The organism is Pantoea sp. 9140 (assembly GCF_000745295.1).
GTDB classification, from domain to species: Bacteria; Pseudomonadota; Gammaproteobacteria; order Enterobacterales; family Enterobacteriaceae; genus Pantoea; species Pantoea vagans.
Map to the genome: position 1 here is coordinate 1,919,819 of NZ_JQNO01000001.1, position 16,155 is coordinate 1,935,973.

At 54.5% G+C, this 16,155-nt stretch carries 21 protein-coding genes; 12 read left to right on the top strand and 9 right to left on the bottom strand.

The window, feature by feature from the left end:
* Nucleotides 1–20: 20 nt before the first annotated feature.
* The 3 genes from trpB to FA92_RS09065 all read left to right on the top strand — a co-directional run bounded on the left by trpB (nt 21) and on the right by FA92_RS09065 (nt 2,478).
* Nucleotides 21–1,211: a tryptophan synthase subunit beta gene (gene trpB / locus FA92_RS09055; protein ID WP_013358026.1), complete on the top strand. Its 1,191-nt coding sequence runs from the start codon at nt 21–23 to the stop codon at nt 1,209–1,211.
* Complete coding sequence (gene trpA / locus FA92_RS09060) at nt 1,211–2,014, top strand: tryptophan synthase subunit alpha (protein WP_033783257.1); 804 nt, start codon at nt 1,211–1,213, stop codon at nt 2,012–2,014. Before trpB ends, trpA begins: the two co-directional genes overlap by 1 nt.
* 149 nt (nt 2,015–2,163) lie before the next feature.
* Nucleotides 2,164–2,478, top strand: a complete 315-nt coding sequence (locus FA92_RS09065) for a BON domain-containing protein (RefSeq protein WP_009089937.1) — start codon at nt 2,164–2,166, stop codon at nt 2,476–2,478.
* Between the two features lie 48 nt (nt 2,479–2,526).
* Here the strand turns inward: FA92_RS09065 and ompW are convergent, their stop codons facing one another.
* Nucleotides 2,527–3,216 (bottom strand): outer membrane protein OmpW, encoded by a 690-nt coding sequence (gene ompW, locus FA92_RS09070; RefSeq protein ID WP_223811659.1) that lies wholly within the window; start codon nt 3,214–3,216, stop codon nt 2,527–2,529.
* Between the two features lie 197 nt (nt 3,217–3,413).
* Between ompW and FA92_RS09075 the strand changes: the two genes are divergently transcribed.
* The 4 genes from FA92_RS09075 to yciA are packed head-to-tail and all read left to right on the top strand — an operon-like array spanning nt 3,414 to nt 5,665.
* Nucleotides 3,414–3,830, top strand: coding sequence for a YkgJ family cysteine cluster protein (locus FA92_RS09075; protein ID WP_013358029.1), 417 nt, complete (start codon nt 3,414–3,416; stop codon nt 3,828–3,830).
* 27 nt (nt 3,831–3,857) lie between these two features.
* Nucleotides 3,858–4,592: a YciC family protein gene (locus FA92_RS09080; protein WP_013358030.1), complete on the top strand. Its 735-nt coding sequence runs from the start codon at nt 3,858–3,860 to the stop codon at nt 4,590–4,592.
* Between the two features lie 51 nt (nt 4,593–4,643).
* Entirely contained in the window at nt 4,644–5,183 is a 540-nt protein-coding gene (locus FA92_RS09085) for a septation protein A (RefSeq protein WP_033783259.1), read from the top strand.
* 59 nt (nt 5,184–5,242) lie between these two features.
* On the top strand, nt 5,243–5,665 hold the full coding sequence (gene yciA, locus FA92_RS09090) for an acyl-CoA thioester hydrolase YciA (protein WP_013358032.1): 423 nt from the start codon (nt 5,243–5,245) through the stop codon (nt 5,663–5,665).
* Nucleotides 5,666–5,701: 36 nt separating this feature from the next.
* Here the strand turns inward: yciA and tonB are convergent, their stop codons facing one another.
* Complete coding sequence (tonB, locus tag FA92_RS09095) at nt 5,702–6,445, bottom strand: TonB system transport protein TonB (protein ID WP_033784593.1); 744 nt, start codon at nt 6,443–6,445, stop codon at nt 5,702–5,704.
* Nucleotides 6,446–6,642: 197 nt separating this feature from the next.
* On the opposite strand from tonB, the gene FA92_RS09100 reads away from it, so the two are divergent.
* On the top strand, nt 6,643–6,939 hold the full coding sequence (locus FA92_RS09100) for a YciI family protein (protein ID WP_003853909.1): 297 nt from the start codon (nt 6,643–6,645) through the stop codon (nt 6,937–6,939).
* Between the two features lie 76 nt (nt 6,940–7,015).
* Complete coding sequence (locus tag FA92_RS09105) at nt 7,016–7,201, top strand: hypothetical protein (RefSeq protein WP_033783260.1); 186 nt, start codon at nt 7,016–7,018, stop codon at nt 7,199–7,201.
* Between the two features lie 192 nt (nt 7,202–7,393).
* On the opposite strand, the gene ycgZ is transcribed toward FA92_RS09105, so the two are convergent.
* The gene (gene ycgZ, locus FA92_RS09110; RefSeq protein WP_033783261.1) at nt 7,394–7,636 is read right to left on the bottom strand and encodes a regulatory protein YcgZ; all 243 of its coding nucleotides are present in this window, start codon (nt 7,634–7,636) and stop codon (nt 7,394–7,396) included.
* A gap of 344 nt (nt 7,637–7,980) precedes the next feature.
* On the opposite strand from ycgZ, the gene FA92_RS09115 reads away from it, so the two are divergent.
* Nucleotides 7,981–8,298: a hypothetical protein gene (locus FA92_RS09115; RefSeq protein ID WP_033783262.1), complete on the top strand. Its 318-nt coding sequence runs from the start codon at nt 7,981–7,983 to the stop codon at nt 8,296–8,298.
* 22 nt (nt 8,299–8,320) lie between these two features.
* Here the strand turns inward: FA92_RS09115 and FA92_RS23280 are convergent, their stop codons facing one another.
* A complete protein-coding gene (locus tag FA92_RS23280) occupies nt 8,321–8,494 on the bottom strand; it encodes a YciY family protein (protein ID WP_095707117.1) in 174 nt (57 codons plus the stop codon).
* Between the two features lie 170 nt (nt 8,495–8,664).
* On the opposite strand from FA92_RS23280, the gene cls reads away from it, so the two are divergent.
* Both cls and FA92_RS09125 read left to right on the top strand, forming a co-directional pair.
* A complete protein-coding gene (gene cls, locus FA92_RS09120) occupies nt 8,665–10,125 on the top strand; it encodes a cardiolipin synthase (RefSeq protein ID WP_013358038.1) in 1,461 nt (486 codons plus the stop codon).
* A gap of 45 nt (nt 10,126–10,170) precedes the next feature.
* Complete coding sequence (locus FA92_RS09125) at nt 10,171–10,494, top strand: HI1450 family dsDNA-mimic protein (RefSeq protein ID WP_033783263.1); 324 nt, start codon at nt 10,171–10,173, stop codon at nt 10,492–10,494.
* Between the two features lie 43 nt (nt 10,495–10,537).
* Here the strand turns inward: FA92_RS09125 and oppF are convergent, their stop codons facing one another.
* The 5 genes from oppF to oppA all read right to left on the bottom strand — a co-directional run bounded on the left by oppF (nt 10,538) and on the right by oppA (nt 16,137).
* Nucleotides 10,538–11,539 (bottom strand): murein tripeptide/oligopeptide ABC transporter ATP binding protein OppF, encoded by a 1,002-nt coding sequence (gene oppF, locus FA92_RS09130; RefSeq protein ID WP_013358039.1) that lies wholly within the window; start codon nt 11,537–11,539, stop codon nt 10,538–10,540.
* Entirely contained in the window at nt 11,536–12,549 is a 1,014-nt protein-coding gene (locus FA92_RS09135) for an ABC transporter ATP-binding protein (protein ID WP_013358040.1), read from the bottom strand. The genes oppF and FA92_RS09135 overlap by 4 nt, the downstream gene beginning before the upstream one ends.
* An 11-nt stretch (nt 12,550–12,560) precedes the next feature.
* Nucleotides 12,561–13,469 (bottom strand): oligopeptide ABC transporter permease OppC, encoded by a 909-nt coding sequence (gene oppC, locus FA92_RS09140; protein WP_013358041.1) that lies wholly within the window; start codon nt 13,467–13,469, stop codon nt 12,561–12,563.
* Between the two features lie 14 nt (nt 13,470–13,483).
* Nucleotides 13,484–14,404, bottom strand: coding sequence for an oligopeptide ABC transporter permease OppB (gene oppB / locus FA92_RS09145; protein WP_013358042.1), 921 nt, complete (start codon nt 14,402–14,404; stop codon nt 13,484–13,486).
* Between the two features lie 92 nt (nt 14,405–14,496).
* A complete protein-coding gene (gene oppA, locus FA92_RS09150) occupies nt 14,497–16,137 on the bottom strand; it encodes an oligopeptide ABC transporter substrate-binding protein OppA (protein WP_013358043.1) in 1,641 nt (546 codons plus the stop codon).
* Nucleotides 16,138–16,155: the final 18 nt, after the last annotated feature.

A 16,155-nucleotide genomic window follows, 5' to 3' on the forward strand; every position in this document is an offset into this window, starting at 1 on the left:
CCGAGAAAGGAAGATAAAAAATGACGTTACTGAATCCCTACTTTGGCGAATTTGGCGGAATGTATGTTCCGCAAATCCTGATGCCAGCCCTGCGCCAGCTGGAACAGGCGTTTGTCGACGCCCAGAAAGATCCCGAGTTTCAGGCCGAATTTACCGATCTGCTGAAGAACTACGCGGGCCGTCCTACTGCCCTGACGCTGTGTAAAAATCTGACGAAAGGCACCAAAACCCGCCTCTATCTCAAGCGTGAAGATCTGCTGCACGGTGGCGCGCATAAAACCAACCAGGTGCTGGGTCAGGCGCTGTTAGCCAAACGCATGGGCAAAAACGAAATCATTGCCGAGACCGGTGCCGGTCAGCATGGCGTCGCTTCTGCGCTGGCCTGTGCGCTGCTGGGCATGAAATGCCGCATCTATATGGGCGCGAAAGATGTCGAGCGTCAGTCCCCTAACGTGTTCCGTATGCGTCTGATGGGCGCAGAAGTGATCCCGGTTCACAGCGGCTCCGCCACGCTGAAAGATGCCTGTAACGAAGCGCTGCGTGACTGGTCAGGCAGCTATGAGACCTCACACTACATGCTCGGCACTGCGGCGGGTCCGCATCCCTTCCCGACTATCGTGCGTGAGTTCCAGCGCATGATTGGTGAAGAGACCAAAAAGCAGATTCTGGAAAGAGAAGGCCGCCTGCCCGATGCGATCCTCGCCTGCGTAGGCGGCGGTTCAAATGCCATCGGGATGTTTGCCGACTTTATCGATGAAACCAGCGTGAAGCTGATCGGTGTTGAGCCTGCGGGTCACGGCATTGAAACCGGCGAGCATGGCGCACCGCTTAAACATGGTCGCGTCGGCATCTACTTCGGTATGAAATCGCCGATGATGCAGACCCACGATGGCCAGATTGAGGAGTCTTATTCCATCTCTGCCGGCCTCGACTTCCCATCGGTCGGTCCGCAGCATGCGCATCTGAACAGCATTGGTCGCGCGGAGTATGTCTCCATTACCGATAATGAAGCGATGGACGCCTTTAAACAGCTGTGTCGCGCAGAAGGGATTATTCCGGCGCTGGAGTCTTCTCACGCCCTGGCGCACGCCCTGAAGATGATTCACGCTGAACCAGAAAAAGAGCAGTTGATTGTGGTCAACCTCTCTGGCCGCGGCGACAAAGATATTTTCACCGTTCATGACATTCTGACAGCGCAGGGAGAAATCTGATGGAACGTTACAATCAACTGTTTACGCGGCTGTCAGCGAATAACGAAGGCGCTTTCGTACCTTTCGTTACGCTGGGCGATCCCTCTCCGGAGCTTTCACTGCGCGTGATTGACGCGCTGGTGGAAGGTGGCGCAGATGCACTTGAGCTGGGTATTCCCTTCTCCGATCCGCTGGCAGATGGCCCGACCATTCAGAACGCGACGCTGCGCGCCTTTGCGGCGGGCACCAACACCAGCCAGTGTTTTGAAATGCTGGCGACTATCCGCCGTAAATACCCGGATCTGCCGATTGGCTTGCTAATGTACGCTAACCTGGTCTTCACCAACGGCGTGGATGAGTTCTATGCCCGTTGTGCTGAAGCCGGTGTGGATTCAGTGCTGGTGGCGGATGTGCCGGTTGAAGAGTCTGCGCCCTTCCGTCAGGCAGCGCTGCGTCATGGTGTCGCACCCATCTTTATCTGTCCGCCTAACGCCAGCGATGAGCTGCTGCGTGAGATCGCGTCGCACGGACGGGGTTACACCTATCTGCTGTCACGCGCGGGTGTGACCGGTGCTGAAAACCGCGCCAGCCTGCCGCTGAAGCATCTGATCGACAAGCTGCGTGAATACCACGCCGCGCCACCGCTGCAGGGCTTTGGTATTTCAGAACCGGAACAGGTGAAGGAGGCGATCGCTGCCGGTGCAGCGGGCGCTATCTCCGGCTCTGCGATTGTCAGAATCATTGAAAAACACCATGCAGAGCCTGAAGTGATGCTGAGTGAACTGAAGAATTTTGTCAGCCGCCTCAAGGCCGCCAGCCGTTAATCCTGCCATAATGCCTTATCGCGCGATAAGGCATGATTTGTTTCCTTTTTTTTCATTCCGCTATTTGCCCTTTTTGCAAAATCTGCACCACAATGACAATGCGCCGTTACGGTAACGTCGCATCCATTTTGTGACAGGGAGAGAAAGCAATGAAATTCGTTAAACTGCTGACAGGTGCTGTACTGGCGGGCGTGGTTGCGCTGACACTGAGCGCCTGTGCGCCAACCGCAACCAAAGAGGGAACCGGTGGCTATATTGATGACACCGTGGTGACCACTAAAGTCAAAGGTGAACTGCTGAAAGATGACTCGCTGAAATCGACTGAAATCAACGTAGAAACCTTTAAAGGTAAAGTTCAGCTGAGCGGTTTTGTTTCATCACCACAGATGGCGAATCGTGCCGTTCAGGTTACGCGCAGCGTGCCGGGCGTGAAATCAGTCGTCAACAATATGCAGATCAAATAACGTCTTAACAGACAAAAAAAGGCCGCTCATTCAGCGGCCTTTTTCTCATCAGAACCGGTATCCCGCCCCGAAGAAGAAGACCCATGGGTCGATGCGCATATTGATGTTCTGCTGCTCGCCAGCGGCTTTGAACTTCACTTCCGTATCAATATCCATGTACCACACCGACGCATTCAGCATCCAGTCGCGGTTAATCTGGTAATCCAGACCGACCTGGCCCGCCACACCCCAGGAATCCTTGACGCTGAGATCGGTCAGGCCAGCATCGCGACCGGTCTGGTTAAAGTCGGCATCATAAAAGGTGGTGTAGTTGATCCCCACGCCAACGTAAGGGCGCGCTTTGCTTTTACTGTCGAAGAAGTAGTACTGCGCCATCAGCGTCGGCGGTAACTGGCGTACGGTAGCCAGCGTACCGGTCGGGCCAAGACCCACTTTGTGACGGAAAGGCGTGGCGGCCAGTAACTCGACACCGATATTGTCCGTTGCCATGTACGTGAAGGTCAGTCCCAGCTGCGTGTCGTTAGTGGCGCTGAACTCACCCATACCTAACACGTTATCGGAACCCTCGGTGGGCCGGACGGTGGCGCTGCCGGCACGCATAAAGAAGTCGCCTGCTTCGTGGGCCATCGCCAGTTGAGGCAGAGCCAGGGCCAGCAGCATCGCGCATTTTGCCAGTTTCATTATCACTCCTTTGCTTAATGTTAATGTCGCGAACGGAATCGCTTTTTTTGCTGGCAATTATTTAACGTGATTTACAGAAAATTGCACTCAGTAGCCCTGAGATAAATTACTTAAAAAACAATGAATTGATTTAGATCAATTTCGGCGCTTTCAGCAGCACGCAAATACCGCTTGCTGAATAATTTCGCCAGCTCTATGTTGCTTATCTTCATTGTTGATTTTGGTTCGATGCCCTCGGAGGGGCGGGTGATCAAATGAGTGAGCTCTCTAACCCTTGTGTCAGCTGTGGCGCCTGCTGCGCCCATTTCCGCGTCTCATTTTACTGGGCTGAAGCCGACGATGCAGGCGGTCTGGTGCCCACTGAATTAACTGAGCCGTTAAGCCTGTTAATGCGCAATATGCGTGGTACGAACGATCGTGCGCCTCGCTGCGTCGCCCTGCAGGGTGACATTGGCGGCTGCGTCTCCTGCGGCATTTATGAACAACGCCCGACGCCCTGTCGGGAGTTCTCAATGTCGGGTGAAGAAGGTATCCATAACGAAGCCTGCGATCGCGCCCGCGCGCGTTATGGCCTTCCTCCCCTTTTTGCGCCCTCTTTACCTCATATTACAGAAAGTTATGCCCTGCCGGGTGCCCCGGAGCTGCCAGAACATGTACAATCGCCGGGTTAATTAACCCGGTTCCTCCAAGGAGTGTACATGTCTATCACGGCAAGCTCGTTATACCGTGACACAGGAAATTTCGCGCGCCATCAACTGGCTACGGTGCTGTTGATGTCGCTGCTGGCCGCGTTTGTCACCGTCATGCTGGTGCATGTGCTGACACCTGGTGCCGATCAGATGGCCATCCTGCAGCAGGGCGATGACAGCGCCAGTTCGTTGTTTGAGATAGTGCAGAATATGTCACCGGAACAGCAACAGGTGCTGCTGCGCGCCTCGGCGGCCAGCACCTTTGCCGCGCTGATGGGGAATACGCTGCTGCTTGGCGGTATGCTCTATCTGATTCCGATGGTCTCTTCCGGCCAGCGCGTCAGTGCGTTGCGGGCCATTGGCGCGTCAGCACCGCTGCTGCCAAAGCTGCTGCTGCTCACCTTCCTGATGACGCTGGTCGCACAGCTGGGCTTTATGGTGCTGGTGGTGCCAGGCATTCTGCTGACGATCCTGCTGTCGCTGGCGCCAGTGATGGTGGCCAGTGAGAAGATGGGTGTCTTTGCTGCCATGCGCGCCAGCATGCGGATGGCGTGGAAGAATGTCAGGCTGATCGCCCCGGCAATTCTGCTCTGGCTGCTGGCTAAAGTCATTGTGATGCTTTTCTTCTCATCGCTGACGGTATTACCCCTCAATGTCTCGTCGGTGATTTTTACCGCGGCAGGCAATGTGGTTTCAGCCATGTTGATTATCTATCTCTATCGGCTCTATATGCTGTTACGTTGATTGACGGTGTGCCTTCGGGCACATTCGCAGGCAACTCTGAATGGAAAAACTATGAAGCAGCTACTCGACTTTCTTCCCCTGGTGGTCTTTTTCATCTTCTACAAGCTGTATGACATTTTTGTCGCCTCGGGCGCTCTGATTGTGGCCACTGGTTTGGCCCTGGTCGTCAACTGGGTGCTCTATCGCAAGCTGGAAAAGATGACGATTTTCACCTTTGTGCTGGTGGCCGTCTTTGGCACCCTGACGCTGGTGTTCCACAACGATGAGTTCATTAAGTGGAAAGTCACAGTGATCTACACCCTGTTTGCCGCCGCCCTGCTTTACAGCCAGTGGTTTATGCAACAGACGCTAATTCAGCGCATGCTGGGTAAAGAGCTGCAGTTGCCTGATGCGGTCTGGCGTCGGCTGAACGTCGCCTGGGCGCTGTTCTTTCTGATCTGCGGCCTGGTGAACATCTATGTCGCCTTTTGGTTATCTCAGGCGTTTTGGGTTAACTTTAAAGTGTTCGGTCTCTCCGGTCTGACCTTACTGTTTACCCTGCTCAGCGGGCTTTATATCTGGCGTCAGATGCCGCAGCAGGAACAAAAATAATCATCTGCCCGGTACGCCGGGCATTTTTTTAGCATTCATCTGCATAAGAAGTGGAAGCAATGAGCGAAAAACATAAATTGCCGCAAGGCGAAATGGTGCTGCGTACGCTCGCCATGCCGGCAGATACCAACGCCAATGGCGATATTTTTGGCGGCTGGCTGATGTCACAGATGGATATGGGCGGCGCTATCCTGGCGAAAGAGATCGCTGAAGGGCGCGTTGTTACCGTGCGCGTCGACGGCATGTCATTTATGAAGCCTGTCGCGGTGGGTGACGTGGTGAGCTGTCATGCAAGCTGTCTCCGGACCGGCAACAGTTCGATGACGATTAATGTGGAAGTGTGGATCAAAAAAGTGTCGTCTGAACCCATCGGACAGACCTACTGTGCCACAGAGGCGGTCTTTATTTATGTGGCGGTCGACAATGAGGGCAATTCACGTCCTCTGCCAGCCGGTCGTGCCAATCAGCAGCCTGCCGGATAAGTAACGGGTCAGGCGGCTTCTGCCTGACCCGACGCCTTATTCAATGCTGGCACCACCATTAATTTTAAACACAATATTCATGGTAAGACCCTGTCCTGGCTGTCCGCTCTGATAGCGCCATTTTTTCATCGCCTGCTTAACATCCCGCTCAAACATATTGCGCGGTTCAGCAGAGAGAATCTGGATGTTATCCACCCGTCCGTCGCTGTCCACATCAAACTTCACCCTGACACGCCCTTCTACCCGCAATGCAAAAGCACGTTGAGGATAACCAGGCTTACTCACGCTCAGTGCCTTAGGGCCGTTTGATGCCGACGCGGTAGGAGCCGGCGTCGCTTTTGGTGCCGTCGCCGGTTTGCTTTGCGTCGCCGGTGCTTCCTGCTTAAACGGATCGGCCTGAGGCTTACTCTCCTGACGCGGCTTCACCTCGCGTTTTGGCTGCTGCCGTTTGTGCTCCGGCTTTGGTTTAGGTTTAGGCTCAGGTTTCGGAATAGGTACCGGCTCCGCTTTTGGCGGTTCCGGCACGGGCTGCGGTTCCGGCTCTGGTTCCGGCTGCGGTTCAGGTTGTGGCGCAGGCGGCTCTGCGATAGCCGGTGCAGGCTCGGGCTGAACTTCGGGCGCGACCATGGTAACGCTGATGGGCTGGGATGCTTTGGGTACCTCAATCACCTGCTGGAATGAAGCATAAAGAATTCCGGCAATCACGACGCCATGTAGCGCAACAGACAACAACATAGAGACAGGGGTGCGTTTAGGTAATGGCATAGTCAGCGTGGTCATAACAGTCGCAGTGATTGAATAGAACAGCGATTTTAAATGCAAATAGCAATCAGTTTCAATAACTCCCGCCATCCGGCCTGAAGAAAAGCGCTTTTTAGCCCTTTATGCTGAGCCATTAGCCGCCCACAGGTTTCGTTTGCACTCTAATCGTCAATCCCTTAACGTGTTGCAAAATTCTGATAACCAGGAGTTCCTTAGTGCTTTACGTCATTTATGCAGAAGATACTGCAGAGTCACTGGAAAAACGTAACGCCGTGCGCCCTGCCCACCTGGCGCGACTCAAACTGCTGCAGGAAGAGGGACGCCTGATCATCGCAGGCCCGATGCCTGCTGTGGATAGCAACGATCCTGGCGTGGCGGGCTTTACCGGCTCAACCGTTATTGCTGAGTTCCCATCATTAGAAGCCGCGCAGTCCTGGGCCCAGGATGATCCTTACTTTGCGGCGGGCGTCTACAAACAGGTCTCGGTTAAACCGTTTAAACGCGTCTTCTGATAACGTATCTGCAGTCAGAATGGCTTCTGTGCCTGGCACAGAAGCCATTTTTGTTTTGAATATTCAGAGAGGAAAGATGCAGATAATCATTCTGGGGCTACTGGCAATTATCGCTTTACTGATTGGCGGTGCGCTATACCTCTGGCGAACAAAGGGCTGGCGTAATAAAAAGCAGTGGATTGTGATGCTGATCGTGCTGGCGGCAGCATTGCAGTTAGTGAATGTCACGCTGATGATGACGTCACAACGTCTTTCGGGTTAATTATTAATACAGCTTATTAACGTAAATACCCTATGCGCAACAGGGCTTTCGCACTGCATTACGCCTCTGCCCATACGGCTGAACGCGACGATCGCTGTATAACCGTTAAGCGCTTATTCATGGCTAAGCGGGCCTGCCTGCTCAGTTAACCCGCTTTGATTTCCCGTCACTCACTGGCATAGTTGCGTTGAATTAACCCCTGTCCAGAATCAGACCGATCAGCGCATGATAGTGCTGCTCTTCTTCCGGGCTGGTGACATGCTGTAAACGGCTGATGAGTTTTGAGCAAATCGCTTTACGATTCAGGCTACGGCCAGAGGCGATAATTTCCGCCACCACAGAACCCAGAATGGCCTGCTGGGAAGGCTGCGCAGCACTGTGTAAATAGGCAGAGATATCAGATACTGAAGCGGGAATACGAACGTTAGTCTGCATGGTTGACCCTCATAGGATTCATTAAAAGTTACTAACCGATGCGGTAAAGTTATACAACAACGCCTAACTTGTACAGGTATTTAACGAAAAATATCGCCCTGCCTTGCAGCTTAATAATAAAAAACTTATATAACAATGAATTAATAAAATGTAAAGTTGTACAGGTTTAACGTCAGCGGCTGTACACCCCATAAATTACACCCTGATATGGCCTGTTTTGCATTAAATATGATCTCTGTGTGATTTTTTTATCAGTCGGGAGGAATTATCTGGCAGAGCTGTCTACATTTAGCTTTTGTGAGTTAAACCTCTGAATGGAAGCACAGCGGAATCGCGGGCAAATTATGAATAAAACGTATCCCGGCCAGGCACTTACTCTGCTCGACCCACTGTTATCACGAATTGTGGCGATTGTTGATCCGAAAATCGAAGTCATGAGTGGTTACCCTGCAAACTGCTCTGCGTGGCTGACCATCTATTACCAGCGTAAATCGGGAAAATGGTCTTACGAATGGTACGATCGGACGGGATATCGCAGGCCGACGGCGCTGGGCAGCACGATGGAGTGCCTGATGCGCGAAGTCACCGACCGGGGTGCGTCGCGTCAGGAGCATTCAATGGCGCGACGCGTCATGGCAGAATTGGGATTTTTTGAAGCCTGAACAGGGCTGCTCCCGACATAACCTAGACTAACTGTGTAATAAACAGGATCGAGCGTCGTTGCTGCTGGGCCAGCTGATGGCGAATGCAATGGATACGCTTGTAACGCCGCGACTGTCCTTCCAGCCAGCGGGAGCGGCGGCGATGCACCTGACGTAACATTCTCCAGCGCGCCACTTCATTTCTGCTTCTTTTCATCACTTCCTCTCTGACTTCATACGTGCAAGACCTGTGCGAGGGCATTATAGAGATCTCCGCCGTAATGCCAAATCAGATCTCTCATCGAGACTGTCCGGGATAAAGGGTTTCGCTAGCGGTGATCTGCACGTAAACTTGCCAGACGAAAGCGCGAACGGGATGTCCACTTTATGACCACTTTTTATACCCTGATCAGCTGGTTGCTGGTATTTGGTTACTGGCTGCTGATCGCCGGGGTTACGCTGCGCGTGTTAATGAAGCGCCGGGCCGTAACCTCGGCGATGGCATGGCTGCTGGTAATCTATATTCTGCCGCTGGTGGGTATTATCGCTTATCTCTCGTTTGGCGAACTGCATCTGGGCAAACGTCGCGCGGAGCGCGCCCGCACCATGTGGCCGTCGACCGCCCGCTGGCTCAACGACCTGAAACAGTGCCGTGAAATTTTTGCCACCGAGCACAGCGACGTGGCCCGTTCACTGTTTGAGCTTTGCTACCATCGTCAGGGCATTGCCGGGGTCAAGGGCAACCAGCTCCAGCTGCTCACCAGCGCGGACGACGTCATGCAGGCGCTGATTCGTGATATCCAGCTGGCCCGTCATAACATTGAGATGGTGTTTTACATCTGGCATCCCGGCGGACTGGCGGATGAGGTTGCAGAATCGCTGATGGCCGCATCACGCCGTGGCGTTCATTGCCGACTGCTGCTCGACTCCGCAGGCAGCGTCAACTTTTTCCGCAGCCCATGGGTCGGCATGATGCGCAACGCCGGTATCGACGTCGTGGAAGCCTTGCAGGTCAGCCTGCTGCGCGTGTTCCTGCGTCGAATGGATTTGCGTCAGCATCGCAAAATCGTTCTGATTGATAATTACATCGCCTATACCGGCAGCATGAACCTGGTGGATCCGCGCTTCTTTAAACAGAGCGCGGGTGTGGGCCAGTGGATTGACCTGATGGCGCGTATGGAAGGTCCGGTCGCGACCGCGATGGGCATTGTGTTCAGCTGTGACTGGGAGATTGAGACCGGCAAACGTATTCTGCCACCACCGCCCGATCGCAACATCATGCCGTTTGAGCAGGAGAGCGGCCACACCGTGCAGGTGATCGCCTCCGGTCCTGGCTTCCCGGAGGATATGATCCATCAGGCGCTGCTGACCGCGGTTTATTCCGCGCGTGAACAGCTGATTATGACCACACCCTACTTAGTGCCGAGCGACGATCTGCTGCATGCTATCTGCACGGCCGCACAGCGTGGCGTCAGTGTCAGCGTGATTGTGCCGCGTCACAATGACTCGCTGCTGGTCGGCTGGGCCAGCCGCTCCTTCTTCAGCGAACTGCTGGAAGCGGGCGTGAAGATCTATCAGTTTGAAGATGGGCTGTTGCACACTAAAAGCGTGCTGGTCGACGGACAGCTGAGTCTGGTGGGAACCGTCAATCTCGATATGCGCAGTTTATGGCTGAATTTTGAAGTAACGCTGGTGGTGGATGATGCCGGATTTGGCAGCGATCTCGCCTGTGTGCAGGATGACTATATCGCCCGCTCACGCCTGCTGGATGGCAAGCGCTGGGCAAAACGTGCGTGGTGGCAGCGCATCGTCGAACGACTGTTTTACTTCTTCAGCCCTTTACTGTAAAACGAGCCAGATTGTGTAAATGGCCGCAGGCCGACAGGACAGACTATGGATTTGAATAATCGCCTTACCGAAGATGAAACGCTGGAACAGGCCTACGATATTTTTCTTGAACTGGCCGTCGACAATCTCGACCCGGCAGACGTCATTCTCTTCAATCTGCAGTTCGAAGAGCGCGGTGGCGCAGAACTGTTTGATCCCACTGAAGACTGGAAAGATCATGTCGATTTCGATCTGAACCCGGACTTTTTTGCCGAGGTGGTCATCGGGCTGGGTGAAGCGGATGGTGAGCCGATCACTGATGTCTTTGCCCGCGTGCTGCTGTGCCGCGAGAAAGATCACAAGCTCTGTCATATCCTGTGGCGCGAGTAAGCATCAGATAACAAAACGCCGGGCAATTGCCCGGCGTTTTGCTTTATAGCGGATCGACCTTCAGACAGGAGACCGCATGGTGGAAACTGCCTTCCAGCAGCGGCCGGGTTTTCGCACACTCCGGACCGGCGATCGGACAACGAGTGCGGAACACGCAGCCTGACGGCGGATTAATCGGCGACGGCAACTCCCCTTCCAGCAGCTGAATCTGCTTATTCTTTTCCAGATCGGGATCGGGGATTGGCACGGCAGACATCAGCGCACGGGTGTAAGGATGCTGCGGATTGCTGTAGACCTCGCTGTAGGTACCCAGCTCCACCGCATGCCCCAGATACATCACCAGCACCCGGTCAGAGATATGCTTCACCACAGCCAGATCGTGGGCAATGAAGATGAGCGACAGCCCCATCTCACGCTGTAACTGCTGCAGCAGATTCACCACCTGCGCCTGAATCGAAACATCCAGCGCCGAAACCGGTTCATCGCAGATGATCAACTTCGGCTCCAGAATCAGCGCACGGGCGATACCGATACGCTGACACTGACCGCCCGAAAACTCATGCGGGTAGCGGTTAATCAGGTTAGGCAGCAGCCCCACTTTCATCATCATATTTTTGACGCGGTCTTTCACTTCCTGCCGCGCCATTTTCGGATGGTAGGTGCGCAGTGGCTCGGCGATGATATCGCCGATGGTCATACGCGGGTTCAGCGACGCCAGCGGGTCCTGGAATATCATCTGGATATCGCTGCGCGCTTTGCGCCACTCCTCTTCACTCTGGCCGAGCAGATCGCGGCCTAACCAGGCCACCCGACCTTCTGTCGCTTTAACCAGCCCGATGATGGCGCGCGCCAGGGTCGATTTACCGCAGCCAGACTCGCCTACCACGCCCAGCGTTTCTCCCTCATAAAGGCGCAGGCTGACGCCATCCACCGCCTTCAGGGTTTTTGACGGCTGCCAGAACCATTGCCTGCCATCTTTGATGTCGAAATGGACTTTGAGGTCGGCGATTTCCAGTAACACTCTTTTTTCAGCTACGGTGCTCATACTAACTCCTCCACCGGCTTAAAGCAGGCACGCAGACGGCCATCGCCAAACGGCTCCAGCGGCGGAGCCTGGGTGCAGATATCCATGGCGTGCGAACAACGCGGCTGGAACGGGCAACCCTGCGGCAGACGCAGCAGATTGGGTGGATTACCCGGAATGGTGGTCAGGCTCTCGCCCTCCGCATCCAGGCGCGGCACTGCATTCAGCAGACCGATTGAGTAAGGGTGCGCAGGCTGATAAAAGACATCGCGGGCGCGGCCATACTCCATGGTACGTCCGGCATACATCACCAGCACCTTGTCGCAGATCCCGGCTACCACGCCGAGATCGTGGGTGATCATGATAATGGCGGTGTTGAATTCACGCTTCAGATCGTTGAGCAACGTCATGATCTGCGCCTGCACCGTCACATCCAGCGCTGTAGTGGGCTCGTCAGCGATCAGCAGTTTTGGCCGGCACAGCAGCGCCATCGCGATCATCACGCGCTGACGCATCCCGCCAGAGAACTCATGCGGGTACATCTTCATGCGTTTGCGCGCTTCCGGCATTTTCACCGCGTCCAGCATTCTCACTGACTCTTCAAACGCCTGTGCGCTGTTCATTCCTTTGTGCAGCTTAAGCACTTCCATCAACTGCTCGCCCACCCGCATATAGGGGTTCAGCGACGTCATCGGGTCCTGGAAGATCATTGCAATCTGTTCGGCGCGCAGTTTATTGAGCTGGTTCTCAGGCAGGTTCAGGATCTCTTTGCCGTTGAACATCGCCGAGCCGCCAATGCGGCCATTTTTTGCCAGCAACCCCATCAGGGCAAAGGCCGTCTGTGATTTGCCGGAACCCGACTCACCAACAATGCCCAGCGTCTCACCCGCGCGCAGCGAGAAGTTCAGGTCATTAACAGCGGTCACATCCCCATCGTGCGTGCCAAAGGTCACGCGTAAATCTTTGACCGTAAGTAGCTGTTCGCTTCCCGCGCGGGCCGCCATCGCTGGCTGAAATTCATGAATAGTCATCGGGAAACTCCTTAACGATCTTTCGGGTCGAGGGCATCACGCAGGCCATCGCCGATAAAGTTGAAACAGAACAGCGTCACCACCAGGAAGCCCGCCGGCCAGAGCAGCAGCCACGGCGACACCTCCATCGAGTTGGCGCCGTCGCTGAGCAGTGCGCCCCAGCTGCTTAAAGGTTCCTGCGTACCCAGACCCAGGAAGCTCAGGAAGGATTCAAACAGGATCATGCTTGGCACCAGCAGCGAGGCGTAAACCACCACCACGCCCAGCACGTTCGGCACGATATGGCGCACCACGATTTTCCAGGTTGATACCCCGCCGACATGGGCCGCTTCGATAAACTCTTTACGCTTCAGGCTCAGCGTCTGGCCGCGCACAATACGCGCCATATCCAGCCACGAAACCATGCCGATAGCGGCAAAAATCAGCAGGATGTTGCGACCAAAGAAGGTCACCAGCAGGATCACGAAGAACATAAACGGGAAGGAGTTGAGGATTTCCAGAATACGCATCATCACCGAGTCCGTTTTGCCGCCGAGATAGCCAGCAATCGAACCGTAAAGCGTACCCACGATCACCGCGATCAGCGCAGAGGCCACACCCACCATCAGCGAGATGCGACCACCAATCGCCACGCGCACCAGCAGGTCACGACCCGATGAATCAGTGCCGAACCAGTGGCCTGAAGTGGTATCCGGCGGCGAGGACATCATGGCCCAGTCGGTATCGTCGTAGGTGAACTGCGCCAGCATCGGCGCAAAAATCACGAACAGGGTAATCAGTAACAGCACCAGCAGGCTGATTGAGGCAGCACGGTTATGAATAAAACGACGACGCGCGTCCTGCCAGAGGCTACGCCCTTCTACTTCCAGCTTCTCACTGAACGCATCGAGAGCTTCGCTATTTTTCTTACTTAACATCATGGCGAACTCCGCAATCAGTAACGAATTTTTGGATCGATAACGGCATAGAGCACGTCAACAATCGCGTTGAAGACAATGGTCAGCAAACCGACCAGAATGGTCAGGCTCATCACCAGTGAGTAGTCACGGTTCAGCGCACCGTTCACAAACAGCTGACCGATGCCCGGCAGACCGTAGATCGACTCAATCACCATCGAACCGGTGATGATGCCGACAAACGCCGGGCCCATGTAGGAGATCACCGGCAGCAATGCGGGCTTCAGCGCATGACGCAGCACAATGCGGCGCAGCGGCAGGCCTTTGGCACGCGCGGTACGGATAAAATTGGAGTGCATCACTTCAATCATCGACCCGCGGGTAATACGCGCGATACTGGCGATATACGCCAGCGACAGCGCCACCATCGGCAGCAGCATGTAGTTCCACTGCCCGCCATTCCAGCCGCCGCCCGGCAGCCATTTCAGGCTGATGGCGAACAGCAGGACCAGCAGCGGCGCGACCACGAAACTGGGTATGACCACGCCGGTCATTGCCACCCCCATCACCGCGAAGTCCCACAACGTATTTTGTTTGAGCGCGGCGATGACGCCAGCGGTTACGCCCAGCACTATCGCCAGCAGGAACGCGGCCAGGCCGAGTTTGGCAGAAACCGGGAACGCATGTGCGACCAGATAGTTGACCGAATAGTCTTTGTATTTAAACGACGGGCCGAAATCGCCGTGCGCCAGCTGCACAAGGTAATCGACATACTGCTTACCAATGGGATCGTTGAGGTGATACTTCGCCTCAATGTTGGCCATGACTTCGGGTGCCAGCGTACGCTCGCCGGTAAAGGGACTACCGGGGGCCAGGCGCATCATAAAGAAGGAGATGGTAATCAGGACGAACAGCGTCGGTAGCGCTTCAAGCAAGCGACGCAGGATGAATTTTAACATTGCCGTACCTACCAGGCTGTTGCTTCACAACATATAAAAAATTAAAAAAGGCGGCGCCAGACGCGCCGCCACTGCTGATAGCCTGAAAGCTATTAGTGTTTAATGATGTAGAAGTCTTTAGACAGCGTTTTATCCAGGGGATCTTTACCGGTGTAACCGCCGACATAAGGTTTCACCAGACGCGTATTCACGTAGTAGTAAACCGGTACGATGGTGCTGTCTTTATCCAGGATCTGTTCAGCCTTCTGATAGTCCGCTGCGCGGGCTTTGGCATCCGGCGCTTTGATCGCATCACGCACTACTTTGTCAAACTCATCGCTCTTGTAGTGCGATGTGTTACTGCTGCTGTTGGACACCATGGTGTTCAGGAAGGAGGTCGGCTCGTTGTAATCCGCACACCATGCCGCACGTGAAACATCGTAGTTACCCTGATGGCGGGTATCCAGGAAGGTTTTCCACTCCTGGTTTTCCAGCTTGATGTTCACGCCGATATTTTTCTTCCAGATCGACGAGGCGGCAATCGCCAGCTTCTTGTGCAGATCGGAGGTGTTATACAGCAGGTTAAAGGTCAGCGGTTTGTCGGCGGTGTAGCCCGCTTCAGCCAGCAGTTTTTTCGCTTCGGCGTTACGTTTGTCCTGCGACCATGTGAACCAGTCTGGCGGCAGAATGTCCATGCCGTCAGTGGATGGCGGCGTGTAGCTGTAAGCCGGTTTCTGGCCCTGCGCCAGCACTTTATTCACCATGATGTCACGATCCAGACCCAGCTTCAGGGCCGCGCGCACGCGGGGATCGGTGAATGGCGCTTTCTGGTTGTTTATTTCGTAGTAGTAGGTGCAGAGGTAAGGATCGACGTGCAGCTCTTTACCATTGTCACGCTGCAGCTTTTTAAACAGCTCAATCGGCAGATTGTTGTAGGTCATGTCGCTGCCGTTCTCAGAGAAGTAACGGTTAACGTCACTGACTTCAGAACTGATTGGCAGGTAGGTGACCTTGTTCAGCACGGTGTGTGCGTTATCCCAGTAGTTCGGGTTACGGACCAGGGTGATACGCTCGTTAATCACGTGCGCGTCCAGTTTAAAGGCACCGTTGCCGACCCAGTTCTGTGGCTGGGTCCACTGCTCGCCAAACTTCTCAATTGCCGGTTTATAAACCGGTGACATGACGGAGTTAATCAGCAGCTTATCAAAATAGGGAACCGGCTCGCTCAGGGTGACTTCCAGCGTGTGGTCATCAATGGCTTTTACGCCCAGATCGGTAATCGGTTTTTTCCCGGCGATGATGTCATCGACGTTCAGGATATGACCATACTGCGGATAGCTGGCGTACGGGGACGCCGTTTTAGGATCGACCAGACGCTCCCAGCTGTAGACGAAGTCCTGCGCGGTCACCGGCTCGCCATTGGACCATTTGGCATTTTTACGTAAGTGGAACGTCCACACTTTGAAATCTTTGTTTTCGTAACTTTCCGCTACGCCCGGGATCGGTTTACCGTTGCTGTCATTGACCAGCAGACCTTCATAAAGGTCGCGCGCCACGTTGTCTTCCGGCACGCCTTCAATTTTGTGCGGATCGAGCGACTGGACTTCATCGCCATTGCCGCGAACCAGCTCCTGTTTTGCAGCCAGCTCAACGCCCGCAGGCACGGTTGCTGCGAAAGCCGCATTACCTGCCAGGGCACTCACTGCGGCGAAAACGCCCGCTGCAATCAGGCTTTTTTTCGTGATGTTGTTCATTATTACACTCCAGTTTTA